This is a genomic window from Streptomyces sp. MGP-P1, assembly GCF_057766565.1.
Genome location: NZ_JBYMEM010000007.1, coordinates 1,383,776 through 1,408,336 on the forward strand (window position 1 = coordinate 1,383,776; position 24,561 = coordinate 1,408,336).

Annotated in this window: 22 protein-coding genes and 1 riboswitch; of the genes, 14 read left to right on the forward strand and 8 right to left on the reverse strand. The window is 70.2% G+C overall.

What is annotated here, in order from left to right:
• Nucleotides 1-22: 22 nt before the first annotated feature.
• Nucleotides 23-2,239, reverse strand: a complete 2,217-nt coding sequence (locus AC3CH1_RS27680) for a tetratricopeptide repeat protein (RefSeq protein ID WP_488465398.1) — start codon at nucleotides 2,237-2,239, stop codon at nucleotides 23-25.
• Between the two features lie 278 nt (nucleotides 2,240-2,517).
• Nucleotides 2,518-3,705: a quinolinate synthase NadA gene (nadA, locus tag AC3CH1_RS27685; RefSeq protein ID WP_488465399.1), complete on the reverse strand. Its 1,188-nt coding sequence runs from the start codon at nucleotides 3,703-3,705 to the stop codon at nucleotides 2,518-2,520.
• 264 nt (nucleotides 3,706-3,969) lie between these two features.
• Here nadA and AC3CH1_RS27690 point away from each other — a divergent pair, with 264 nt between their 5' ends.
• Entirely contained in the window at nucleotides 3,970-4,326 is a 357-nt protein-coding gene (locus AC3CH1_RS27690) for a HesB/IscA family protein (RefSeq protein ID WP_007451212.1), read from the forward strand.
• A gap of 70 nt (nucleotides 4,327-4,396) precedes the next feature.
• On the opposite strand, the gene AC3CH1_RS27695 is transcribed toward AC3CH1_RS27690, so the two are convergent.
• Nucleotides 4,397-5,836: a hypothetical protein gene (locus AC3CH1_RS27695; protein ID WP_488465400.1), complete on the reverse strand. Its 1,440-nt coding sequence runs from the start codon at nucleotides 5,834-5,836 to the stop codon at nucleotides 4,397-4,399.
• 195 nt (nucleotides 5,837-6,031) lie between these two features.
• On the reverse strand, nucleotides 6,032-6,229 hold the full coding sequence (locus tag AC3CH1_RS27700; RefSeq protein ID WP_488465401.1) for a hypothetical protein: 198 nt from the start codon (nucleotides 6,227-6,229) through the stop codon (nucleotides 6,032-6,034).
• A 156-nt stretch (nucleotides 6,230-6,385) separates the two neighbouring features.
• On the opposite strand from AC3CH1_RS27700, the gene AC3CH1_RS27705 reads away from it, so the two are divergent.
• Nucleotides 6,386-7,360, forward strand: coding sequence for a carbohydrate kinase family protein (locus tag AC3CH1_RS27705; protein ID WP_488465402.1), 975 nt, complete (start codon nucleotides 6,386-6,388; stop codon nucleotides 7,358-7,360).
• Here the strand turns inward: AC3CH1_RS27705 and AC3CH1_RS27710 are convergent, their stop codons facing one another.
• Nucleotides 7,361-8,740 carry an aminotransferase class V-fold PLP-dependent enzyme gene (locus tag AC3CH1_RS27710; protein WP_488465403.1) on the reverse strand — a complete coding sequence of 460 codons (1,380 nt, stop codon included), beginning with the start codon at nucleotides 8,738-8,740 and terminating at the stop codon, nucleotides 7,361-7,363.
• 273 nt (nucleotides 8,741-9,013) lie between these two features.
• Here AC3CH1_RS27710 and ctaC point away from each other — a divergent pair, with 273 nt between their 5' ends.
• From ctaC to AC3CH1_RS27730, 4 genes are all read left to right on the forward strand, one after another.
• A complete protein-coding gene (ctaC, locus tag AC3CH1_RS27715; protein WP_488465404.1) occupies nucleotides 9,014-9,982 on the forward strand; it encodes an aa3-type cytochrome oxidase subunit II in 969 nt (322 codons plus the stop codon).
• Entirely contained in the window at nucleotides 9,979-11,715 is a 1,737-nt protein-coding gene (ctaD, locus tag AC3CH1_RS27720) for an aa3-type cytochrome oxidase subunit I (RefSeq protein WP_050358013.1), read from the forward strand. The genes ctaC and ctaD overlap by 4 nt, the downstream gene beginning before the upstream one ends.
• Entirely contained in the window at nucleotides 11,712-12,110 is a 399-nt protein-coding gene (locus tag AC3CH1_RS27725) for a cytochrome c oxidase subunit 4 (protein WP_488465405.1), read from the forward strand. Before ctaD ends, AC3CH1_RS27725 begins: the two co-directional genes overlap by 4 nt.
• Nucleotides 12,111-12,251: 141 nt before the next feature.
• Nucleotides 12,252-13,505 (forward strand): L,D-transpeptidase, encoded by a 1,254-nt coding sequence (locus AC3CH1_RS27730; protein WP_488465406.1) that lies wholly within the window; start codon nucleotides 12,252-12,254, stop codon nucleotides 13,503-13,505.
• 58 nt (nucleotides 13,506-13,563) lie between these two features.
• Here the strand turns inward: AC3CH1_RS27730 and AC3CH1_RS27735 are convergent, their stop codons facing one another.
• Nucleotides 13,564-13,965: a hypothetical protein gene (locus tag AC3CH1_RS27735; RefSeq protein WP_488465407.1), complete on the reverse strand. Its 402-nt coding sequence runs from the start codon at nucleotides 13,963-13,965 to the stop codon at nucleotides 13,564-13,566.
• Nucleotides 13,966-14,164: 199 nt separating this feature from the next.
• Here AC3CH1_RS27735 and ctaE point away from each other — a divergent pair, with 199 nt between their 5' ends.
• The 6 genes from ctaE (at nucleotide 14,165) to AC3CH1_RS27765 (ending at nucleotide 21,314) form a co-directional block, all read left to right on the forward strand.
• Nucleotides 14,165-14,785 (forward strand): aa3-type cytochrome oxidase subunit III, encoded by a 621-nt coding sequence (gene ctaE, locus AC3CH1_RS27740; RefSeq protein ID WP_026290430.1) that lies wholly within the window; start codon nucleotides 14,165-14,167, stop codon nucleotides 14,783-14,785.
• Nucleotides 14,786-14,840: 55 nt separating this feature from the next.
• The gene (gene qcrC / locus AC3CH1_RS27745; RefSeq protein ID WP_488465408.1) at nucleotides 14,841-15,650 is read left to right on the forward strand and encodes a cytochrome bc1 complex diheme cytochrome c subunit; all 810 of its coding nucleotides are present in this window, start codon (nucleotides 14,841-14,843) and stop codon (nucleotides 15,648-15,650) included.
• Nucleotides 15,647-16,699 carry a cytochrome bc1 complex Rieske iron-sulfur subunit gene (gene qcrA / locus AC3CH1_RS27750; RefSeq protein WP_274345488.1) on the forward strand — a complete coding sequence of 351 codons (1,053 nt, stop codon included), beginning with the start codon at nucleotides 15,647-15,649 and terminating at the stop codon, nucleotides 16,697-16,699. Before qcrC ends, qcrA begins: the two co-directional genes overlap by 4 nt.
• On the forward strand, nucleotides 16,696-18,345 hold the full coding sequence (qcrB, locus tag AC3CH1_RS27755; RefSeq protein ID WP_488465409.1) for a cytochrome bc1 complex cytochrome b subunit: 1,650 nt from the start codon (nucleotides 16,696-16,698) through the stop codon (nucleotides 18,343-18,345). Before qcrA ends, qcrB begins: the two co-directional genes overlap by 4 nt.
• 123 nt (nucleotides 18,346-18,468) lie before the next feature.
• Nucleotides 18,469-19,533, forward strand: coding sequence for an anthranilate phosphoribosyltransferase (gene trpD, locus AC3CH1_RS27760; protein WP_488465410.1), 1,065 nt, complete (start codon nucleotides 18,469-18,471; stop codon nucleotides 19,531-19,533).
• 105 nt (nucleotides 19,534-19,638) lie between these two features.
• Nucleotides 19,639-19,756: riboswitch (SAM riboswitch) on the forward strand.
• Nucleotides 19,757-19,934: 178 nt separating this feature from the next.
• Nucleotides 19,935-21,314, forward strand: coding sequence for an aminotransferase class V-fold PLP-dependent enzyme (locus AC3CH1_RS27765; protein WP_488465411.1), 1,380 nt, complete (start codon nucleotides 19,935-19,937; stop codon nucleotides 21,312-21,314).
• Nucleotides 21,315-21,409: 95 nt separating this feature from the next.
• Here AC3CH1_RS27765 and AC3CH1_RS27770 read toward each other — a convergent pair whose 3' ends face one another.
• A complete protein-coding gene (locus tag AC3CH1_RS27770; RefSeq protein WP_003969641.1) occupies nucleotides 21,410-21,691 on the reverse strand; it encodes an Lrp/AsnC family transcriptional regulator in 282 nt (93 codons plus the stop codon).
• Nucleotides 21,688-22,443, reverse strand: a complete 756-nt coding sequence (locus AC3CH1_RS27775; protein ID WP_488465412.1) for a rhomboid family intramembrane serine protease — start codon at nucleotides 22,441-22,443, stop codon at nucleotides 21,688-21,690. The genes AC3CH1_RS27770 and AC3CH1_RS27775 overlap by 4 nt, the downstream gene beginning before the upstream one ends.
• A gap of 193 nt (nucleotides 22,444-22,636) precedes the next feature.
• Between AC3CH1_RS27775 and AC3CH1_RS27780 the strand changes: the two genes are divergently transcribed.
• Entirely contained in the window at nucleotides 22,637-22,879 is a 243-nt protein-coding gene (locus AC3CH1_RS27780; protein ID WP_003969643.1) for a hypothetical protein, read from the forward strand.
• A gap of 39 nt (nucleotides 22,880-22,918) precedes the next feature.
• Nucleotides 22,919-24,280 carry an NYN domain-containing protein gene (locus tag AC3CH1_RS27785; protein ID WP_488465413.1) on the forward strand — a complete coding sequence of 454 codons (1,362 nt, stop codon included), beginning with the start codon at nucleotides 22,919-22,921 and terminating at the stop codon, nucleotides 24,278-24,280.
• Nucleotides 24,281-24,561 lie beyond the last annotated feature (281 nt).

The window sequence follows — 24,561 nt, forward strand, 5'->3', positions numbered from 1 at the left end:
CCCGGAGGCGGGCCGCTGACCCTCAGGCGTCCCCGCCCAGCGCTTGAATGATCCGGTGCCACGTCTTCCCGTGCGGGTCGGGGCGGCGGACGCTGAGGGCGGCCGTCTCCCGCACCAGCCGGGTCCGGGTCTCCTCGGAGGCCTTGTGCAGGAGCGCGGCCAGGTCGTCCGGCTCGAAGCCCTCGGTGGCCCCCGCGAGGACCAGGGCCACCTGTGCGTGGGTGAGCGAGGAGAGCCGGTCGCCGAAGACCTGGCCCTCGATGCCCCCGCCGTGCATCAGCGCGACGCCGTCCCCGGCCTCCAGCGCGCGGTCCACGTAAGCCTGGAGGGCTTCGCGGTCCTCGACCAGGCGGTAGGCGGCGTCCAGACCCTCGGCGCGGCCGATGTCGAGCATGGCGACGTGGGCCAGTGGGGTGTCCCCGGGCGGCTGGACGGTCAGCAGACGCGGGTGCTCCTCCAGGTAGGCCCGTGACTCCGTCCAGTCCGCGCACTCCAGCCACTGCGCCAACTGCTCCTGGAGGATCAGCGGATCGTAGGCGGCGGTCACCCCGTGGACGAGGACGGCCTCACGGAGCAGGGCGTGCCGCCGCGCGCCGTGCGGGTCCAGGACGGCCAGCTCGTCCAGGGCCGTCGCCGCCTCCTCGCTGCCGAGGACCCCGGCGTGCTCGGACCAGAAGTCGCGTGACCGGGGCCAGTTGGGTGTGAACATCCACGCGCCGACGAGGTCCAGCGTCCCCGGCGACAGGGCGAGCCAGTCCGGCACGGGCGTGAAGGTCTCGTCCTCCCAGGCCGTGTGCACCGCCGCGATGTCACCGTACGCGCGCAGCGCCTGCCGGGCCCGTACGGTCACGGTGTCCGTGCCGACGGTCCTCTCCGCGTCCTCGTCGAGCCAGTTCACCAGCTCGCTCACCCCGGTCGCGGGCCACGGCTCCGGGCAGCGCAGCAGGAATGCGCTCCGCTCCACGGCCAGACGCCGGGCGGTCGCCGGGCCGGCCTCGGCGAACTCCTTGACGGTCTCGTCGAACTCCTCGATCGCCGCCGCGTGCTCGCCGGTACGGGCGAGCGCCCGGGCCAGGCTGTCCAGCGCGGAGACCAGGTCGGTGTCGGGGGCGCCGGGAGCCTCCAGCGCCAGCGACCGGTGGAGGGCCACCGCCTCCCAGAACGCCTCCACCGCCCCCTCGGCGTCCCCGTTCAGCTCCACGTACGTGCCGAGCACCTGGAGGGAGTCGGCCAGCTCGGCCAGGACGGCGTCCCCGTGTTCGCGCAGGAGGTCGACGGCCTCCCGCGCCGGGGCCAGGGCCTCCTGCGGGTCGCCGGTGCCGGCCAGGCTCCGGGCGAGGGTGCGCAGCGCGGCGGCGAGGCCGGGGCGGTGGGCCGCGGGGTGACGGGCGGCCGGCTCGCGGCAGAGCGCGACGGCTTCCTCCGCCACCCGGAGGCCGGCCCCCGCGTCACCGGCCTTGTTGAGGTGACCGGCCAGGCCGTCGAGCGCCGTGGCCAGCTCCGGGCGGAAGACGTCCGGTTGCCGCGCGGCGAGCGCGCGGAAGTGGCCGCACGCCTCCTGGGCCGCTTCGACCGCCCCGGAGGCGTCGCTCACGGCCGCGCGGTGGCCGCCGAGGGCGTGGAGAGCCGCGGCGAGCCGGGGGACGAAGGCCTCCGGCTCCTCCTCGGCCAGGCCCCGGAGGAGGCCGACCGCCTCCTCGGCGTGGGGCACGGCCTCCACGGCCTCCCCGGCGCCCGCCAGACGTGCGGCGTAGTTCAGGAGGTACGCGGCGAGCGCCGGGACGGACGCGCCCGGCTGCTGCTCCTCGACCAGCTCCCGCTGGAGCCGCACGGACTGCTTCGCGAACGGCACGGCGGACGCCCGGTCCCCGGTGTCGGCGACGCGGTCGCCCAGGGCGCCCATGGCCAGGGCCAGCTCCGCCTGGAAGTCGCCGGGGCGCTTCATGCCGAGTTCGGCGTAGATCCGCGCGGCCTCCTTCGCCGGGGGCAGGGCGCCGGTGCGGTCCCCGGCGGCGGAGAGCAGGTCCGACAGCCGGTGCAGGGCGCCGGCCAGCGCGGGCAGGCCGGTGGCGGGGTCCTCCTCGGCGGCGGCCCGCCGACCGCTCACCTCCTCCCGCGCACGCGCCAGCTCCGCACGCGCCGACACCTCGGAGGCGGCGTCGTCCTGCCGGACCTCGTGCCCCGCGCCCCCTCCCACCGCCTCGTCGCCGACGCCCGTCCCACGGTCCTCATAACCCATACCCGCCCCACCGTTCTCGCCGTTCGTTCCGCTCGGCCCCCTCGGGCCTCACCGGTCCCGCGCGCGAAGAAGCGCTGCGGTGAGTAGCAGCGTAGTTACGCGGTGGCGTCATCGGTCGCCGTATGGGAGAACCGACCCGGCCGGAACGTTCCTGCCCGCCTGCCCCGACCGGGGTGTCCCCGCCGGCGCGTTTCGGGCATGCGGGAAAGCCCCGGTACGCCGACCTGCGGCACACCGGGGCTTCTCGCCTCTGGGGGTTCTCGGGGACCCGCGCGGCTCTACGGCAGCGCCAGCATCCGCTCCAGCGCGAGCTTCGCGTACTTCTCCGTCTCCGGGTCGACCTCGATCCGGTTGACCAGCTTGCCCTCGGCCAGCGACTCCAGGGTCCAGACCAGGTGCGGCAGGTCGATGCGGTTCATCGTCGAGCAGAAGCAGACCGTCTTGTCGAGGAAGACGATCTCCTTGTCCTCCGCGGCGAAACGGTTCGCCAGCCGCTGGACCAGGTTCAGCTCCGTGCCGATGGCCCACTTCGAGCCGGCCGGGGCCGCCTCCAGGGCCTTGATGATGTACTCCGTCGAGCCCACGTAGTCCGCGGCGGCGACGACCTCGTGCTTGCACTCCGGGTGCACCAGCACGTTGACCCCGGGTATCCGGGCCCGGACGTCCTCGACCGACTCGACCGAGAAGCGGCCGTGGACCGAGCAGTGCCCGCGCCACAGGATCATCTTGGCGTCGCGCAGCTGCTCGGCGGTGAGGCCGCCGTTCGGCTTGTGCGGGTTGTAGAGGACGCAGTCCGTGAGGCTCAGCCCCATGTCCCGCACCGCCGTGTTGCGGCCCAGGTGCTGGTCGGGGAGGAAGAGGATCTTCTCGCCGTGCTCGAAGGCCCACTCCAGGGCCCGCTTCGCGTTGGACGACGTGCAGATCGTGCCGCCGTGCCTGCCGGTGAAGGCCTTGATGTCGGCGGAGGAGTTCATGTACGAGACGGGCACCACCTGGTCGGCGACGCCGGCCTCCGTCAGGACGTCCCAGCACTCGGCGACCTGCTCGGCGGTGGCCATGTCGGCCATCGAGCAGCCGGCCGCCAGGTCGGGCAGGACGACCGCCTGCGCGTCCGTGGTCAGGATGTCCGCGGACTCCGCCATGAAGTGGACGCCGCAGAAGACGATGTACTCGGCCTCCGGACGCGCCGCCGCGTCGCGGGCCAGCTTGAACGAGTCGCCGGTGACGTCCGCGAACTGGATGACCTCGTCGCGCTGGTAGTGGTGGCCGAGGACGAACACCTTGTCCCCGAGCTTCTCCTTCGCGACGCGGGCGCGCTCCACCAGGTCCGGGTCGGACGGGGAGGGCAGGTCGCCGGGGCATTCGACGCCGCGCTCGCTCCTCGGGTCGGCCTCGCGGCCGAGCAGCAGCAGCGCGAGCGGTGTCGGCTGTACGTCCAGGGGCTGGGCCGTGGTCACGTCACGCACCCTTTCTAGTCTGCGAACTCAGGATCACTCCGCGAACATCCGCGAAGAGCTTCGGCGAACTCGCCTTTTCGTCTATTTGACGCTATCTATCATAGCCGCTTCGTGTCAGTTTGACGATGCCGATAGCGTCGATGTGACGCATCACCCGGGCGGCCCGGTGTGCGAGCATGAAAAGGAACAGACAAGCGCTTGGCCCGGAATGAATCCGCGGGTCTGGCGGTTGAACCGTCGGCAAGCAGTCCGTACAACCCGGGAGAGAAGCAGATGTCCGTATCGGACGAGACCACCACCGTGAGCGACGGCATCCTCCTGTCCGACGCCGCCGCCGCCAAGGTCAAGGGCCTGCTGGAGCAGGAAGGCCGCGAGGACCTGGCGCTGCGCGTCGCCGTTCAGCCCGGCGGTTGCTCGGGCCTGCGTTACCAGCTCTTCTTCGACGAGCGTTCGCTCGACGGTGACGTCGTGAAGGACTTCGACGGCGTCAAGGTCGTCACCGACCGGATGAGCGCTCCGTACCTGGGCGGCGCCTCCATCGACTTCGTCGACACCATCGAGAAGCAGGGCTTCACGATCGACAACCCGAACGCCTCCGGCTCCTGCGCCTGCGGCGACTCGTTCAGCTAAGCGCTGCGCGTACGGCATACGGAGGCGGCCCCGGGATCAGTCCCGGGGCCGCCTCCGTACGTACACTCGCTCAACCGCGCGGCACCGCACCGCCCGACGCCGCGTCGATCACCGTACGGTCGCCCAGCGGCTTCTCCAGCGTCACCGTCCGGGTCAGCTCCTTGGCGATCATGATGCAGGCCTTATTGCCCTCCTGCGGCTTCTCCGTCACCGAGATCGCCACCTGGCCCGCGCTCTCCTTCGCGCTCGCCGTGTACGTACTGCACACGCCGCCCCAGAACGTGACCTCGAGGGTCCGCCCGTCCGCGCCGTACGACGTCACCTTCCGGTCCCCGGAGGGCGCGGGCGCCTCCGGCCTCTCGATGAACTTCGGGTCCACGGCGACCTGCGTGACCGTGTTCTCCGGGCCGCCCGGGGCCTGGCGGACCGTGAACAGCCAGGACGGCACCAGCGTCTGCCGGCCGTCCACGTAGTTCAGCGCGAGGCCGAACACCGCGTCCTCGACCGTCTGCTCCACCGGCGCCCGCTTGCCGTTCGACGGCACGCACTGCGGGTCCGAGGGCTTCGGCTCGCCCTGGTGCGGTACGGGAGTGGCACAGCCGCCGACGTCACGATCGGCGTCGCCCTTCCCCCGGCTCGCCGCGTTCAGCTGCTTCAGCGCCTCGTCCGCGCCGACCGCCGGGTAGGTGTCGCCCTTCTCCAGCGCCTTCAGATGTCCGCTGCCGCCGGTGACCTTGCCGTCCGGGCCCACCTGGACACCGGTCGACCAGCCGTAGGTCGGCAGCCCGTCGATCTTCGGATCGGCGTTCACCACCCGGACGTCGCCCATCAGCTGGCCCGCGTTCAGCGCCGCGCCGTTCTGCCCGGCCGCCTTGAGCACCGGGACCGCGGCCGCCTTCGCCGCCTTCTCGCTCACCGGGTCGCCGCCCGGCTCCGAGGCCCCGTTCGCGCACATCGTCCCCGGCTCACAGGGCTTGGGCGGGGTGGTGCGGGCGAACGTCCAGGTGCCCGGGGCCTGCTTCCCCACCTTCAGGAGCGCCCCGGGCCCGTGGTCGTCGCCGACCACCCAGGACGTGCCCTCGGTGCGCGGCGAGCCCGGGATGCCCAGCGCCTTCGCCAGCCTGGCGACGTCCGCCGACGCGACCGTGCCCTTCGCGTGGTGGACCGCCGCCTCGTCCGGTCCGTCCGGGAGTTCGCCCGTGGCCCGGTAGATCACGGGTGGGCCGCCCGGGTCCGGTTCGCCGGGTGCGATGCCCGGGGGAGGGGTGTCCGAGGCGGAGGACGTGGAGCCCGGGCCGTCGCCGACGGGAGCGTCCAGGGCCAGCGGCAGGGCTTCGCCCCGCGCCGACGCGTTGCTGTCCGCCGCGCCGCCGTCGCCCCCGGCGGTCGAGGCCCAGTACGCCCCACCGCCCCCGGCCAGCAGCACGGCCGCGGCCACCGAGGCCACCGCGAGCGGCGGACGCCGCCGCCGGGGGCCGGTCACGTCGTTGTCGGGTCGCTCGGTGCTCACCGGATCGCTCCTTCGACTGCGTTGCCGTCGCGGTGCCTGCCGCGTGTCCCCGGACGGGGACACCGGTGGGACGGAGCGGAGGAGCGCACGGTTCCCGCGGCCGGGCCGACCGGACGCGGGCACCGTGCGGTCACCGCCGGAGTCCGAACGGAAAAGGCCGAAATGTGATGTCGCGCCCGGCGGCCCGGTCGGCCCTCAGTCGCCGTACTCGGACATCCCGTCGATCAGCCGCGCCGACGAGGGCGGGACCGTCACCCCGTTGATCAGGGAGGGCTTCACCGGGACCGGGGCGCTCTTCACGGGCGCCGTCCAGTGCGGCGCCATCCGCGCGCAGTCACCGCGCAGTGCGGCCAGGCTCATTTCCGACTCGGGCAATGCGGTGTGCTTCGACATATCCGCACCGTAACCACGGTCGAGCTCAGGTAGAAAGCCCTACTATCGGGTAGTTTTCCCTTTTCCTGGCCTCCGGCTCACCCGGTAGCGTGAACTGTCACGTCGTCCCGGAGGGCGCACTCACGGCCCTTCGCCTTCCGCAGGAGAAACCTCCCCGTGCGTATTGCAGTCACCGGCTCGATCGCCACTGACCACCTCATGACCTTCCCCGGCCGCTTCGCCGACCAGCTGGTCGCGGATCAGCTGCACACGGTCTCCCTGTCCTTCCTGGTCGACAACCTCGATGTGCGCCGGGGCGGTGTCGCCGCCAACATCTGCTTCGGCATGGGCCTGCTCGGCACCCACCCGATCCTGGTCGGCGCCGCGGGCTCGGACTTCGACGAGTACCGCTCCTGGCTGGACCGGCACGGCGTCGAGACCGGCTCGGTCCGTATCTCCGAGGTACTGCACACCGCCCGCTTCGTCTGCACCACCGACGCCGACCACAACCAGATCGGCTCCTTCTACACGGGCGCGATGAGCGAGGCCCGCCTGATCGAGCTGAAGAGCGTCGCCGACCGCGTCGGCGGCCTCGACCTCGTCTCCATCGGAGCCGACGACCCCGAGGCGATGCTCCGCCACACGGAGGAGTGCCGCTCCCGGAACATCCCGTTCGCCGCGGACTTCTCGCAGCAGATCGCGCGGATGGACGGCGAGGAGATCCGCATCCTCCTCGACGGCGCCACCTACCTCTTCTCCAACGAGTACGAGAAGGGGCTCATCGAGTCCAAGACCGGCTGGAGCGACGAGGAGATCCTCTCCAAGGTCGGCCACCGCGTCACCACCCTCGGCGCCCGCGGTGTCCGGATCGAGCGGGTCGGCGAGCCGGTCATCGAGGTCGGCTGCCCCGAGGAGGACACGAAGGCCGACCCCACCGGCGTCGGCGACGCCTTCCGCGCCGGCTTCCTCTCAGGCCTCGCCTGGGGCGTCGGCCTGGAGCGCGCCGCCCAGGTCGGCTGCATGCTCGCCACCCTGGTCATCGAGACGGTCGGCACCCAGGAGTACACCCTGCGCCGCACCCCCTTCATGGACCGTTTCACCAAGGCGTACGGCCACGAGGCCGCCAGCGAGGTCCGGCAGCACCTGGCGTGATCAGCTGAGCCGGCGGACCACATAGGCCGAGCCGCGGTCCGCCGGCTCCTCGCCCACGTACTCCTGGCCCCGCATCTCGCACCAGGCCGGGATGTCCAGCCGCGCCGCCTCGTCGTCGGCGAGCACCGTCACCGTGGCGCCCACCGCTACCTCCCCGATCACCTTTGCGAGCTCGATCACCGGGATCGGGCAGCGACGGCCCAGCGCGTCGACCACCAGAGACGCGGCGGGCTCGGGGGAAGCAGGGCGTGCGGCCGGGGCGCCGAGCCGCTCGCGGACCTCGGCGACCACCCCGGGCAGGACCTCCAGGAAGCGGTCCACGTCCGCCCCGGCCGTGCCCGGCGGCAGCGACACCCGGACGTTCCCCTCCGAAAGCACCCCCATCGCCTTGAGCACATGGCTCGGGACCAGGGTGCTGCTCGTGCAGGACGAGCCGGACGACACGGAGAACTCCCTCCGGTCCAGCTCGTGCAGGAGGGTCTCCCCGTCGACATAGAGACAGGAGAAGGTGACCAGATGCGGCAGCCGCCGCTCATCACCCACCACCTCGACGTCGGGCACCCGCTCGGCCACGACGGCCCTGATCCGGTCCACCAGGGCCCGCAGCCGTACCGACTCCGCCGCCGCCTCGCTCCGTACCGCGCGCAACGAGGCCGCCGCCGCCACGATCGCCGGAAGGTTCTCGAACCCCGCCACCCGCCCCGACTCCCGCTCCCCGGCCGGCCCTTGGGGTGCGAACCGCACCCCCTTGCGGACCGCGAGCAGCCCGACCCCGGCCGGGCCGCCCCACTTGTGCGCGCTCGCCGTCAGCAGCGACCAGCCCGCCGGGACCGGCCCCCAGCCGAGCGACTGGGCCGCGTCCACCAGCAGCGGAACCCCGGCGTCCGCGCAGCGCGCGGCGACCTCGGCGACGGGCTGCTCGGTGCCCACCTCGTGGTTGGCCGACTGGAGGCAGGCCAGCGCGGTGTCCGCCCGCAGCGCCCCGCCGTACACCGCCGGGTCCACCGCCCCCGCACGGTCCACCGGGACCTCGGTGAATGAGCCGCCCGCCGCCTCGTGGGCCGCCGCCGAATGGAGCACCGACGAGTGTTCGACCGCCGAGAGGGCCAGATGGCGGCCGACACGCCGACGCCCCGAAAGAGCCCCGGCAATTCCCGCGTGCACCGCCGTCGTCCCGGACGAGGTGAAGACCAGTTCGTCGGGGCGGCATCCGACGGCCTCCGCGGCGGCCTCCCGGGCCGCGTCCAGGAGCAGCCTGGCCCGCCGCCCCTCCCGGTACAGGCGGGCGGGATCGGCCCAGCCCTCGTCGAGCGCGGCAAGCAGGGCCTGGCGTGCGACGGGGTGCAGGGGGGCGGCGGAGGCGGCATCGAAGTAGGGCACCCCGCCACGCTAGCCCGCACCCGGCCCCACCTCGCCGGGGGCCGTTCCTCCCGGACGGGCGAGTGGCCGTCAGATGGGGGCCGGAGGCCCGGATTCCACCCCATGGGCGTGTCGGGCGGCGCGTTGGGCACCCTCCCCGCGCGACCCCAAATAGCGTCCAGTAGGGTTTGGTCCGCATAAACATCCAAACCCCTGCCCGCGTCAGGGCCGGCGACCGACCAGAGACATACGGGCGCGCCGACCGTGCGGGCGAGACTCTCGGGAAGGCGCTACGTGAGTCCCAACGGCTCCGACCGCTCGTCGCGGCGCCCGATGCGGCGGAAGCTGCCGCAGGTGCTGACTGCGGGCCTGGTCCTGGCGACGGCCTCCGGTTGTTCATACAACTGGGAGGATTTCCCCCGCCTCGGAATGCCCACTCCGGTTACGGAAGAGGCCCCTCGGATCCTCTCCCTCTGGCAAGGCTCGTGGGCGGCAGCGCTCGTCACGGGTGTCCTTGTCTGGGGGCTGATCCTCTGGAGCGTCTTCTTCCACCGGCGTAGCAGGACCAAGGTGGAGGTACCTCCGCAGACCAGGTACAACATGCCCATCGAGGCGTTGTACACAGTGGTTCCCCTCATCATCGTCTCGGTGCTCTTCTACTTCACCGCACGTGATGAGTCGAAGCTCCTCGAGCTCTCCGACAAGCCCGCCCACACCATTAACGTGGTCGGCTTCCAGTGGAGCTGGGGCTTCAACTACATCGAGAAGGTGGATGGCCAGCCCGCGGCGGGCCCCGGGGTCCCCAAGGAGCTCAACGCCATCCCCGACAAGTTCCAGGAGGACTTCCCCGAGGGCGCCGGCGGCGTCTACGACGTGGGCATCCCCGGGACTCGCAATCCGCAGAACGGCAACCCGGGTCCGACCCTGTGGCTGCCGAAGGGCGAGAAGGTCCGTTTCGTCCTGACTTCGCGTGACGTCATCCACTCCTTCTGGGTGGTGCCGTTCCTCATGAAGCAGGACGTCATTCCGGGCCACACCAACGTGTTCGAGGTGACCCCCAACCGCGAGGGCACCTTCATGGGCAAGTGCGCCGAGCTCTGTGGCGCCGACCACTCCCGGATGCTCTTCAACGTGAAGGTCGTCTCCCCGGAGCGTTACCAGCAGCACCTCAAGGAGCTGGCTGAGAAGGGTCAGACGGGCTACGTGCCGGCAGGCATCGCGCAGACGGACCCGGCCAGGAATGCGGAGAAGAACCAACTGTGAGCATCCTCAACGAACCTCAGGGTGCCGCTCCGGCAGACGACTCGTACGAGGACGAGCTGCCCGTGCGGCGCAAGCAGCCGGGAAACATCGTCGTGAAGTGGCTGACCACCACTGACCACAAGACGATCGGTACGCTCTACCTGGTCACGTCGTTCGTGTTCTTCTGCATCGGCGGACTCATGGCGCTCTTCATGCGCGCCGAGCTGGCCCGTCCGGGCACGCAGATCATGTCGAACGAGCAGTTCAACCAGGCGTTCACGATGCACGGCACGATCATGCTGCTGATGTTCGCGACGCCGCTGTTCGCCGGATTCGCGAACTGGATCATGCCGCTGCAGATCGGCGCGCCCGATGTGGCGTTCCCGCGGCTGAACATGTTCGCGTACTGGCTGTACCTCTTCGGCTCCCTCATCGCGGTGGCCGGCTTCCTCACCCCGCAGGGTGCGGCCGACTTCGGCTGGTTCGCCTACTCCCCGCTCTCGGACGCGGTCCGTTCGCCGGGCGTCGGCGCCGACATGTGGATCATGGGTCTGGCCTTCTCCGGCTTCGGCACGATCCTCGGCTCGGTCAACTTCATCACCACGATCATCTGCATGCGCGCACCCGGCATGACGATGTTCCGCATGCCGATCTTCACCTGGAACGTCCTGCTGACCGGTGTCCTGGTCCTGCTGGCCTTCCCGGTCCTCGCCGCCGCGCTCTTCGCGCTGGAGGCGGACCGAAAATTCGGTGCGCATATCTTCGACGCGGCCAACGGCGGCGCATTGCTCTGGCAACACCTCTTCTGGTTCTTCGGCCATCCAGAGGTGTACATCATCGCGTTGCCATTCTTCGGAATCATTTCCGAGGTCATCCCGGTATTCAGCCGCAAGCCGATGTTCGGCTACATCGGTCTGATCTCCGCGACGATCGCCATCGCCGGCCTTTCCGTGACGGTGTGGGCGCACCACATGTACGTCACGGGCGGTGTGCTGTTGCCGTTCTTCTCCTTCATGACGTTCCTCATCGCCGTGCCGACAGGCGTGAAGTTCTTCAACTGGATCGGCACGATGTGGAAGGGGTCGTTGTCCTTCGAGACACCGATGCTCTGGGCCGTCGGCTTCCTGATCACCTTCACCTTCGGTGGTCTGACCGGCGTCATCCTCGCCTCGCCCCCGATGGACTTCCACGTCTCGGACTCGTACTTCGTCGTCGCGCACTTCCACTACGTCATCTTCGGCACCGTGGTCTTCGCGATGTTCTCCGGCTTCCACTTCTGGTGGCCGAAGTTCACCGGCAAGATGCTGGACGAGCGGCTCGGCAAGATCACGTTCTGGACGCTGTTCGTGGGCTTCCACGGCACGTTCCTGGTGCAGCACTGGCTCGGTGCCGAGGGCATGCCGCGTCGTTACGCGGACTATCTCGACGCCGACGGCTTCACCGCGCTGAACACGATCTCGACGATCTCCTCGTTCCTCCTCGGCCTGTCGATGCTGCCGTTCTTCTACAACGTCTGGAAGACCGCGAAGTACGGCAAGAAGATCGAGGTCGACGACCCGTGGGGTTACGGCCGTTCGCTGGAGTGGGCGACCTCCTGCCCGCCGCCGCGGCACAACTTCCTCACGCTGCCGCGGATCCGTTCCGAATCCCCGGCGTTCGACCTGCACCACCCGGAGATCACGGCGCTCGAACAGCTCGACCACCTCTCCGAGTCGGACAAGGCCCTCGCCGGCGGCAAGGAGGCAGGCAAGTGAAGATCCAGGGACAGATGTTCATCTGGCTGAGCGTCTTCATCCTCGCCATGGCCATCGTGTACGGCGTGTGGTCCAAGGAGCCGGTCGGCACCACGGCCCTCTTCCTGGCCTTCGGGCTGTCCGTCATGATCGGCTTCTACCTGGCCTTCACGGCCAACCGGGTCGACGCCATGGCCCAGGACAACAAGGAAGCGGACGTCGCCGACGAGGCGGGCGAGCTGGGGTTCTTCTCCCCGCACAGCTGGCAGCCGCTCTCCCTTGCGATCGGCGGAGCCTTCGCCTTCATGGGCGTCGTCTTCGGCTGGTGGCTGCTGTACTTCTCCGCCCCCCTGCTCCTGATCGGCCTCTTCGGCTGGGTCTTCGAGTACTACCGGGGCGAGAACCGCACCCAGTGACACCGCACCCCGTGACACCGCACCGCCGGTGACACGCGCTACACCACGAAGGGCCCGCATCGCCGACAGCGACGCGGGCCCTTCGCTCGTTTGCAGTCACTGAACGCGCTGGAACGGATGAATCTTCTTAGCGTGGACGGCATGAACCACACGCCGCGCATCCGCACCGTAGTGAGCTGCACCCTGCTGGTCGTGACCCTCGCCGCGGGTGCGACCGCCTGTGGCTCGCCCGACGGCCACCCGCTCTCCACGAAGCCTTACGACGCGGGTGACCAGGTCTCCTTCAACGGCCCCTCCGACAAGGAGAAGGCCGACCCCGACAAGCCCCTGGAAGTCACCGTCAAGGGCGACGACGGGCGCATCACCGACGTCAGCGCCGTGGACACCGGCGGCCGCCACCTCGCGGGAGAGCTCTCCGCCGACGGGAGGCGCTGGCGCTCCACCGCCCCGCTCGCGGCCGGCACCGGATACACCGTCAGGGTCGCCACGGAGAACAGCGACGGCGCCCCAGGCGTCCGTACGCTCTCCTTCGACACCTCATCGCCCAAGAAGTTGCTCAAGGTCGCCTTCGGCCCGGAGACGGGCACCTACGGCGTCGGACAGCCCATCACGGCGGAACTGAGCGCTCCGATCACCGACAAGGCGGCCAGGGCCACCGTCGAACGGGCCCTGAAGGTCCGCTCCACCCCGGCCGTCACCGGCTCCTGGTACTGGGTCGACGACAAGAAGCTGCACTACCGCCCGAAGGAGTACTGGCCCGCGAACGCCGCCATCGAGGTCCGCTCCAACCTGGCGGGCATCAAGGTGACCAACGCGCTCTACGGAGCCGAGGCCAAGCCCCTGAAGCTCGCCACCGGCGACCGGATCGAGGCCATCACCGACGCCGCGGACCACACCCTGACGGTGCTCCGGAACGGAGAAGTGATCAACACCATTCCGGTCACCACCGGCAAGCCCGGCTTCTCCACCCGCAACGGGGTCAAGGTGGTGCTCGCCAAGGAGCAGTTCGTCCGTATGCGCGGCGAGAGCATCGGCATCGCCGCCGGCTCGTCGGAGTCGTACGACCTGCCGGTCTACTGGGCCACCCGGGTGACCTGGAGCGGCGAGTACGTCCACGCCGCCCCCTGGTCCACCGGCTCCCAGGGCAGCGCCAACGTCAGCCACGGCTGCACCGGCATGAGCACCGACAACGCCGAATGGTTCTTCGACACCGTGCGCGAGGGCGACATCGTCAAGGTCGTCGGGAGCGAGGGGGAGGACATGGACCCGTTCGGCAACGGGTTCGGCGACTGGAACCTCTCCTGGGAGAAGTGGCAGAAGGGCAGCGCCCTCCACGAGGGGGCGCCGGACAGCCCGCAGACGCTCCAGGCCGCCCGGCTGCGTCCCCACGTCTGACCCCGGGCCAGGAGTGCCCGGGCGCGCGGAACGTCCCTCAGCGGGCCACAGGGGCCTCTCAGGCCTCCACGGCGAGCCGGTGGCGCAGCAGCGCCGCCAGCGCGTCGGCGAACTCCACCGGGTCCACCGGGAGCGTCACGGCGGCCTCCGCCCGGCTCCAGGTGGCCAGCCACGCGTCCTGCGGGCGGCCGATCAGCAGGAGCACCGGCGGGCAGCGGAAGATCTCGTCCTTGATCTGGCGGCAGACCCCCATGCCGCCGATGGGAGCCGTCTCCCCGTCCAGCACGCAGACGTCGACGCCGCCGGCGTCGAGCGCCTTGAGGACGGCCGGGAGCGTCGCGCACTCCAGGAACTCCACCGGTGGCACGTCCGCGGCAGGCCTGCGACCGGCTGCCAGCCTCACCTGCTCGCGGATGTTGGCGTCGTCGCTGTAGACCAGGACCGTGGCGGTCGCCTGCATTGTTCCTCCGTGACATCGACGTCGTCGGGGCTCTCGGGGCATGAACCGATGCGCGGATCGTACTCCGCCCGACCGGCCGTCAGCACCGGTAATGACGACCTTCCGATGGGCCGTTCGGCGCAGGGTGCGACCCCTGCAGACGGTACGGACACACCGAACGGCACCCCCCGGGGTGAGGGCGGGATAAGCGACCGACATAATGTCGGTCGTGGCGACAGCAACGACAGTAGAAACCGGGCACGCGCACCCGTCGGTCAATCGGCCGAACCTCACCAGCGTCGGAACCATCATCTGGTTGAGTTCCGAGCTGATGTTCTTCGCGGCCCTCTTCGCGATGTACTTCACCCTGCGATCGGTGATGGGACCCGATTACTGGAAGGAGATGTCCGATCATCTGAACTTCCCGTTCTCGGCGACGAACACCACGATCCTGGTGCTCTCCTCACTCACCTGCCAGCTCGGCGTTTTCGCAGCCGAGCGGGGCGATGTGAAGAAGCTCCGCACCTGGTTCATCATCACGTTCGTGATGGGTGCGATCTTCATCGGCGGCCAGGTCCTGGAGTACGTGGAGCTGGTCAAGGACGCGGGGCTCTCCCTCTCGTCCGATCCGTACGGATCGGTGTTCTACCTGACCACCGGCTTCCACGGCCTGCACGTGGCGGGCGGCCTCATCGCCTTCCTGCTGGTTCTCGGCAGAACGTACGCGGCCAAGAGGTTCACCCACGACCAGGCCACCGCAGCCATCGTCGTGTCCTATTACTGGCACTTCGTCGATGTCGTATGGATCGGCCTGTTCGCAACGATCTACATGATCAAGTAACCGGGCTCGCACCCTCCCACCATCGACGCAGAAGATCCTGACACCGGGGTAATCCGTGAAAAAGCTCTCCGCACGACGACGCCATCCGCTGGCGGCGGTCGTCGTACTACTCCTCGCGCTGGCGGCCACCGGGGGGCTGTACGCCGCGTTCGCGCCTGCGGGCAAGGCGCAGGCCGATGAAACCGCCCAGTCCCTCGCCATCGAAGAGGGCAAGAAGCTCTACTCCGTAGGCTGCGCCAGCTGCCACGGAACCGGCGGTCAGGGCACCACCGACGGGCCGTCCGTCGTGGGCGTGGGCTCCGCCGCCGTCGACTTCCAGGTCGGTACGGGCCGTATGCCCGCGCAGCAGCCGGGCGCCCAGGTACCGAAGAAGAAGGTCATCTACACCCAGGCGGAGATCGACCAGCTCGCGGCGTACGTCGCGTCGCTCGGCGCCGGTCCCATCACGCCGACCGACAAGCAGGTCGACCCCGCGGGCGCGGACGTCGCCAACGGTGGCGAACTGTTCCGCACCAACTGCGCCCAGTGCCACAACTTCACCGGTAAGGGCGGAGCCCTGACGGAGGGCAAGTACGCCCCCGACCTCGAAGGCGTGAGCCCGAAGCACATCTACGAGGCCATGCAGACCGGCCCGCAGAGCATGCCCTCCTTCCCCGACACGACGATGCCGGAGCAGGAGAAGAAGGACATCATCGCGTACATCGAGACCGTGAACGGTGACGAGACGGAGAGCCCCGGCGGCCTGGCCCTCGGCGGTCTCGGTCCGGTCAGCGAAGGTCTGTTCGCGTGGATCTTCGGACTCGGCGCGCTCGTCGCAGTCGCCGTTTGGGTCGCGGCCCACACCGCTAAGGCCAAGAAGTCATGAGTAGCCAACAGATTCCAGAAGACAACCTGCCCGTGGTGCAGGAGACCGCGCACGGCGCGGTGGAGCGTCACGACGACCCGTTCGCCGACCCGGGACTGCCGGCCCACCAGCCGCGCATCCAGGACCTCGACGAACGCGCCGCGAACCGCTCGGAACGCGCCGTCGCGTTCATGTTCACCCTCTCGATGCTGGCGACGGTGGGCTTCATCGCCTCCTACGTCATCTTCCCGGTGGACAAGATCGTCTACATCTGGCCGTTCGGCCATGTGAGCGCGCTCAACTTCTCCCTGGGGCTCACCCTGGGTGCGGCGCTCTTCTTCATCGGCGCGGGAGCCGTCCACTGGGCGCGCACCCTGATGTCCGACGTCGAGGTCGCCGCCGACCGCCACCCGATCGAGGCCCCGCCCGAGGTCAAGGCCCAGGTCCTGGCCGACTTCAGGGCCGGTGCCGAGGAGTCCGCGATCGGCCGTCGCAAGCTGATCCGCAACACCATGTTCGGTGCGCTGGCCCTGGTGCCGCTCTCCGGCGTGGTCCTGCTGCGCGACCTCGGTCCGCTGCCGGAGAAGAAGCTCCGCACCACTCTGTGGGCCGAGGGCAAGCAGCTCATCAACATGAACACGATGAAGCCGCTGCGCCCCGAGCACATCACCGTCGGGTCGCTGGCCTTCGCCATGCCCGAGGGGCTCGACCCGGAGTCGCACGACTTCCAGACGCAGATGGGCAAGGCGGCCCTGATGATCGTCCGCATCGAGCCGGACGACATCAAGGACAAGCGCCAGCGTGACTGGGCCCACGAGGGCATCGTCGCGTTCTCCAAGATCTGCACCCACGTCGGCTGTCCGATCAGCCTGTACGAGCAGCAGACGCACCACGTGCTCTGCCCGTGCCACCAGTCCACCTTCGACCTCTCCGACGGCGCTCGCGTCATCTTCGGTCCGGCCGGCCACCCCCTTCCGCAGTTGCGGATCGGTGTCAACAGCGAGGGCAACCTCGAGGCGCTCGGCGACTTCGACGAGCCCGTCGGTGCTGCCTTCTGGGAGCGCGGATGAGTACTGCGACAAAGAACCCCTCCGCCGCCGGACCGGCGAGCGGGCGCAAGGCTCCGGCCGGCGAGCGGGTGGCCGACTGGGCGGACGGCCGGCTGGGCATCTACGGCCTCGCCAAGGCCAACATGCGCAAGATCTTCCCGGACCACTGGTCCTTCATGCTCGGTGAGGTCGCGCTCTACAGCTTCATCATCATCATCCTCACGGGTGTGTATCTGACGCTGTTCTTCCAGCCGAGCATGGGCGAGATCGTCTACCACGGTCCGTACGAGCCCATGCAGGGCATCCGGATGTCCGAGGCCTACGCCTCGACGCTGAAGATCAGCTTCGAGGTCCGCGGCGGTCTGCTCGTCCGGCAGATCCACCACTGGGCCGCGCTGATCTTCCTGGCCGCCATGTTCGTGCACATGATGCGCGTCTTCTTCACGGGCGCGTTCCGCAAGCCGCGCGAGATCAACTGGCTCTTCGGCTTCCTGCTGTTCGTGCTCGGCATGTTCACCGGGTTCACCGGCTACTCCCTGCCGGACGACCTGCTCTCCGGTACGGGTGTCCGCTTCACCCAGGGCGCGATCCTGTCCGTGCCGATCGTCGGCACGTACATCTCCATGTTCCTGTTCGGCGGCGAGTTCCCCGGCCACGACTTCGTGGCCCGGTTCTACTCGATCCACATCCTGCTGCTGCCGGGCATCATGCTCGGCCTGCTGGTGGCGCACCTGATCCTGGTCTTCTACCACAAGCACACGCAGTTCGCGGGTCCCGGCCGGACCAACAAGAACGTCGTCGGCATGCCGCTGCTGCCCGTGTACATGGCGAAGGCCGGAGGGTTCTTCTTCCTCGTCTTCGGCGTCATCGCGGCCATCTCGGCCATCGCCACGATCAACCCGATCTGGGCCCTCGGCCCGTACCGGGTCGACCAGGTGTCCACCGGCGCCCAGCCCGACTGGTACATGGGCTTCGCCGAGGGACTGGTCCGTGTGATGCCGGGCTGGGAGATCAACCTGTGGGGCCACACGCTCGCCCTGGGCGTGTTCATCCCGCTGGTCGGCTTCGGCGTGGTCCTCACCGCGATCGCGGTGTACCCGTTCATCGAGTCCTGGGTCACCGGCGACAAGCGCGAGCACCACATCCTGGACCGTCCGCGCAACGCCCCGACCCGTACGGGCTTCGGCGTCGCCTGGATCACGGCGTACTTCATCGGCCTCGTCGGCGGGGGGAACGACCTGTGGGCCACGCACTTCCACCTGTCGATCAACGCCATCACCTGGTTCGTCCGGATCTTCTTCTTCGTCGGACCGGTCATCGCGTTCATCGTCACCAAGCGGATCTGCCTCGGCCTCCAGCGCCGCGACCGGGAGAAGGTGCTGCACGGTCGTGAGACCGGCATCATCAAGCGCCTGCCGCACGGTGAGTTCGTCGAGATCCACGAGCCGCTCAGCCCCGGGCAGCTGCACACGCTCACGGCGCACGAGCAGTACCAGCCGCTCGACCTCGGCCCCGCGGTCGACGAGAACGGCGTCAAGCGCAAGATCTCCCCGGTACAGAAGCTGCGCGCCAAGCTCAGCAAGGGGTACTTCGCCGACGGGAACCAGATCCCCAAGGCGACCCCCGAGGAGTACAAGGAGATCAGCGAGGGCCACGGCCACCACTGATCACCTGAACTGATCGCCACCGTGAGAGCCCCGTCCATTCGATGGACGGGGCTCTTCGCGGTCCCCCCGCCTGGATAGGGTGGAGCCATCTTTCCTGACCGGCTGTGGACCCTGGAGCGGACCATGAACGTTGTGACCCCGAACGGCGGCGACAGCGTGGCGGACCGTTCCTGGCCCGGCCTCCTGAACCCCCTCCTGCGCGGCGAGGACCTCAGCTCCGAGGAGACCGCCTGGGCCATGGACCGCATCATGAGCGGCGAGGCCACCGACGCGCAGATCGCCGGGTTCGCCGTCGCGCTGCGGGCCAAGGGCGAGACCGTCGACGAGGTCACCGGACTGGTCCGCGCGATGTACGCCCACGCCAACACCATCCACGTGCCGGGCCGGACCGTGGACATCGTCGGAACCGGCGGCGACCTCGCCAGGACGGTCAACATCTCGACCATGTCCGCGATCGTCATCGCCGGCACCGGCGCCAAGGTCGTCAAGCACGGCAACCGCGCCGCCTCCTCCGCCAGCGGCTCCTCCGACGTACTGGAGAAGCTCGGCGTCAATCTGGAGCTGACCCCGCAGCGGGTCGTCGAGGTCGCCGAAGCGGCGGGCATCACCTTCTGCTTCGCCGTGAAGTTCCACCCCGCCCTGCGGTACGCCGCCAAGGCCCGCAAGGAACTCGGCGCGCAGACCACGTTCAACATCCTGGGCCCCCTCACCAACCCGGCCCAGGTCCGCGCGCAGGCGGTCGGCGTCGCCGACGCCCGGATGGCGCCCATCGTCGCGGGCGTGCTGGCCGACCGGGGCAACTCCGCCCTGGTCTTCCGCGGCGACGACGGCCTCGACGAGCTGACCACCACCGCCACCTCCCGGGTCTGGGTGGTGCGCGACGGCGCGGTCCGCGCGGAGCCCTTCGACCCGCGCGACGTCGGGCTGCCCATCGTCCCCGTCGAGGCGCTGCGCGGCGCCGACGCCTCGTACAACGCCGACGTGGCCCGCCGGCTGCTGGACGGCGAGGGCGGCGCGGTACGGGAGGCGGTCCTGCTCAACTCGGCGGCGGCCCTGGTCGCCCTGGACCCGGGCCCCGGCACGCTGACCGAACAGCTCGCGGCGAAGATCCTCGTCGCGGCCGAGGCCATCGACTCCGGGGCCGCCAAGCGGGCCCTGGAGCGCTGGGTCGCGGCCAGCAACGCCTGAGTGCGCGACGGGACGCCTCCGGGCAGCACGGGGTGACACAGGGCGCAGTCCGGATGCCGGACCGCGCCCTTGCGCGTGTGCGCACGTATGGCAAGATGCTGCGCAGGTCATGAGTGACAGCGACTACGGCCCCGGCCCGCTGTCCGGCAACCCTCCGTCCGTGGCGGGGTGCCCCGGGTGAAGACCAGGCCGCAGGCAGCGAGGTCTGCGGCAAGCGCGGGCCCCTCGGCATCCAGCGGATGCCAGCCCCCGGGGTCCTGGTCCCTAGGGAGTCTTCTGTGAGCAAGCGAATGCGCTAGGGCTGACCGCCCTTCTTCAGCGCACCCTTTTCTCTTCCCCCTCCCTGCGCTGCCGCGTACTGCCGGCGCATGGATTTCGCCTGTCTTCTACGGGAGTTCGCCATGTCTGTCCCCACCGCTGCCCTCGACTCGTCGGTTTGTGCCCCTCTGCCCGTTCTGGGGCAGAACGTTACGGTCCCGCTCGTCACCGGCGGTGAGGTGACCTACGCCGCGCTCGACTACGCCGCCAGCGCCCCGGCCCTCCAGCGGGTCTGGGACGACGTCGCCGCGTACGCCCCGTACTACGGCAGCGTCCACCGAGGCGCCGGCTACCTCTCACAGCTCTCCACCGACCTCTTCGAGAACAGCCGCCGCACGGTCGCGGAGTTCCTCGGCTGCCGCGCGGACGACCAGGTGGTCTTCACCCGCTCCACGACCGACTCCCTCAACCTGCTGGCCGCCGCGATCCCCGCCGGCTGCCAGGTCTTCGTCTACGAGACCGAGCACCACGCGTCCCTGCTGCCCTGGCGCGACGCCCAGGTCACCTACCTCGACGCGCCCCGCACCCCGGCCCAGGCCGTCGAGACCCTGGAGCGCGCGCTCGCCGACCGCGACCCCTACGGCCCCGCCCTCGTCTGCGTCACCGGCGCGTCCAACGTGACCGGCGAGCTGTGGCCGGTACGGGAACTGGCCGCCGCCGCCCACGCGCACGGCGCCCGGATCGTCCTGGACGCCGCGCAGCTCGCCCCGCACCACCCCGTGGACATCGCCGAACTCGACGTCGACTGGGTCGCGTTCTCCGGCCACAAGCTGTACGCGCCCTTCGGCTCCGGCGTCCTGGCCGGCCGCGCCGACTGGCTCCAGGCCGCCGAGCCGTACCTCGCCGGCGGCGGCGCGTCCCGCAAGGTCGCCCGGCGCGCCGACGGCGGCGTGGACGTCGACTGGCACACCACGGCCGCCCGCCACGAGGCCGGTTCGCCCAACGTCATCGGCGTCTACTCCATCGCCTCCGCCTGCAAGGCCCTGACCGAGGCGGGCTTCGAGGGTCTGGTCGCCCGGGAGCAGGAGCTGGTGGGCCGGGTCCGCGAGGGGCTCGCCGAGGTGCCCGAGGTGCGGGTGCTCTCGCTGTTCGGCGACGACGCCCCCCGGGTCGGTGTCATCTCCTTCGTGGTGCGCGGCTGGAACAGCTCGCACTTCGCCGCCGCCCTCTCCGCCGAGTACGGCATCGGCGTGCGCGACGGCCTCTTCTGCGCCCACCCGCTGGTGCGCACCCTGCTCGGCAGCGACCCGCAGGACCCGGGGGAGTGCGGGGCGCCGGAGGCGGAGCCGGGCGAGCGGTCGCTCAACGCGATCCGGGTGAGCTTCGGAGCCGGTACGCCCGACGAGCACATCGACCGGTTCCTGCGGGCGGTCACCGAACTGGTCCGCGAGGGCGCCCGGTGGAACTACCGCACCGAGGACGGCCGCTGCGTCCCGGACCGGGGCGAAGCCGCCCAGGTCTGACACGTTCTGATGAAACACCTCGGCCGGGGACGGGCGCGCTGCCCGTCCCCGGCCGAGGTGCGTCGCCGGTGCGCCCCGGGGCCCGGCGTCGGGCCCTACGCGTCGAGGCCGATGGCGAAGGCGGCTTCCAGGTCGTGCTGGGAGTACGTACGGAATGCCACGTGCGTGTCGGTGCCCTCGACGCCCGGGATCTTGCTGATCCGGCCGGGGATGACATCGGCGAGGTCGTCGTGCCGGGCGACCCGGACCATGGCGATCAGGTCGTAGGTGCCGGTGACGGAGAAGACCTCGCTGACACTGTCCAGCGCGGCGATGGCCTCGGCGATCTCCGGAATCCGGTCCACGCTGGTCTTGATGAGCACGATCGCGGTGATCACGGCTGGCTGTCTCCCTCGGTGGCCGTGGCTGGAACCTTCACTCTAGCCCCACCCCGGTACCCCACCCAGGCGCACAGGAACCCGGCCGCGAAGCCCGCCACATGCGCCAGGTACGCCACCCCGGGTCCGCTGCCCGCCCCCTGCGCCGCCGCCCACTGGAGCCCGAACCAGAAGACCAGCACCATCCAGGCGGGGAAGCGCAGCGGCAGGAAGAAGAGGAACGGGAACAGGCTGGTCACACGGGTCCGGGGGAACAGGTAGAGGAACGCGCCGAGCACCGCGGAGATCGCCCCCGACGCACCGACCAGCGTCTGCTCGGAGTCCGCGTGCGCCGCCGCGTAGCAGACCAGGGCCACATAGCCGCAGCCCACGTAGAACAGGGCGAACCGCAACCGGCCCATGCGTTCCTCGGCCATCGCGCCGAACACGTACAGGAACAACAGGTTCCCCAGCAGGTGCAGCCAGCTGCCGTGCACGAACAGTGCGGTGAACGGTGTGATCAGCGCATGCGCGGACCCCGCCCACAGCTCGGCGGGGATCACTCCCCACCGCTCGAAGTACCCGGCCTGCGCGGCGAGGAGCGCGTCCTCGCTCCCGTGGGCGGCGCCGCCGAACCCGGAGAGCGGGCTGATCAGGAAGATCACACCGCAGACGGCGATCAGCCCGTAGGTGACCGGGGCGCCGCTCGACGCCGCCGCGTCCCGGATCCTCCCCGCCGTGGTCCGCCAGTCGGTCTGCCGCCCATCGGTCATGGACAGAGCATGACGTACCGGTGGAGAACCGGACGGAGCGCCTCGCCGTACCGATGCCTATACGCGAGGCCGTAGGGTTACGCCAGGACTTCCGCAGTTCGACGGCGCACCGCGAGATCCTTGACGTAGACAGGTGGAGACGCGGCGGCGCGCCCGGCGCGGGCTTCTGGCGACGACGAAAGAGGACCCAACGATGACGACGGTTCCCCTGCCGACCGACTCGACCCGCTGGCGCTGCACACTGTGCGGCAATCTCACGCGCTTCGACGTGACCCGCTCCTCCAAGGTCGTGGAGTACGTCCATCTCGACCTGGCCGGTGAGTCGAGTGTCGAGGAGCGGGAGGTCGTCAGTGAGACCATCGAGTCGGTCCGCTGTCGTTGGTGCAACGCGGTGGACCAGATCGAACTGGTGGACAGGCCGGGTGCCGCTTCCTGAGGGAGCGCACCCTTCGACATATCTATGGGGTGACGGACGGTGGATCAGCCGACCAGCGGCGCCGGACCGGCCGATGAGGCCGACGGCGGTGCGGAGGTGCTCGGCCGTCCGCTGCCCGAGGGTGTCCGACGGCGGGTGATCGCGCTGGTCTCGGACGCGTTCGGGGGCCTGACCGTCTCCGAACTGCCCGCCCAGCTACGGCAGTACGCCCGGTTCACCCCGACCCGGCGGGCGAAGTTCGCGGGGAACGCGATGGCCGCCGCGCTGGAGGGCGACGCCCTCTTCCGGCAGCGCATCGGGGAGCGCCTCGGCCAGTCCCAGCCCGTGTTGACCGGTGCGCTGGAGGCGGGTTCGCCGCCCGCCGCCGCCGATCCCCTCGATGTGGCCGCGGCCGCCTACGTGCTGCGCCCGGTCGGCTGGGTCAAGCTGGTCGAATCGGCCGGCGAGGAGGTCCAGCGCGCCGACGCGGAACGGGCCGACGAGGAGACCCGGCGCGAACTGGAGCACCTGCGCGAGGAGCTGGAGCGGGCCCGCGCCCACACCCGCGCCGAGACCGAGCGGCTGCGCACCGAGCTGGAGGCGGCCCGCAAGGAGGCCGAGTCGCTGCACCGCAAGCTGCGCAGCGCCCTGAGCGAGGTGAAGCGCGGCGAGGCCGCCCTGCGCCGCGGCGCCGCCGAGGCCGACACCGTACGCGCCGAGTCGGCGGCCCAGCTCTCCGCCGCGGAGAGCGAGTCGCGCCGGCTCAAGGGGCGGCTGGGGGAGGCCGAGGCAGCCCTGGAGGCGAGCCGCCGGGCCGCGCGCGAGGGCCGCTCGGTGGAGGACATGCGGCTGCGGCTGCTCCTGGACACCGTGCTGGACGCGGCCTCGGGGCTGCGCCGGGAGCTGGCGCTCCCCCCGGCGACGACGCGTCCCGCCGACACCGTGGACGCGGTGGAGCCCGGCCGGATGTCACCCAAGGACATTGCGGCCAGGGCCCTTTCGGAGACCGATCCGGCGCTGCTCGACCAGCTGCTGGCGCTGCCGCAGGCCCACCTCATCGTGGACGGCTACAACGTCACCAAGACCGGCTATCCCCAGATGCCGCTGGAGAAGCAGCGGTTGCGGCTGCTGGGCGGGCTCTCGGTGCTCGCGGCGCAGACCGGCGCCGAGATGACCTGCGTCTTCGACGGGGCCGAACTGGCCGCCCCGGTGCTGCTGGCCCCGCCCCGGGGCGTACGGGTGCTGTTCAGCAAGGCCGGGGTCACGGCGGACGAGCTGATCCGTCAACTGGCCCGCGCGGAACCGCCGGGGCGGCCCGTGGTGGTCGTCTCCACCGACCGGGAGGTGGCGGACGGCGTGGCCAAGGCCGGTGCGCGACCGGTCGCGTCCGTCTTGCTCCTCAAGCGCCTTTCGCGTGTCTAGCGGAATATGCGCGGCATGTGTGACATGCCGGTTTTCTGGGAACGTACCGTCAAGTCGCCGCTACACGCGGTGGGGTGAGAGCAAAGAAGTGCCTGATGTGACGAGAAAAATCCTGTGAGGATTTGAACTGATCACAAGATGGTCACTAGGGTCAGGCCTCGAACCTTCGCACGGTTGATCGCCCATCGGGGGCGACGGCGAAGGAACCGCCGAGTCCGTCATGTGCACGGAGCCGGGGAATCTCTCCCCCCAGCCCGGTAGGCGGCTCTGAGGAAGAAGGA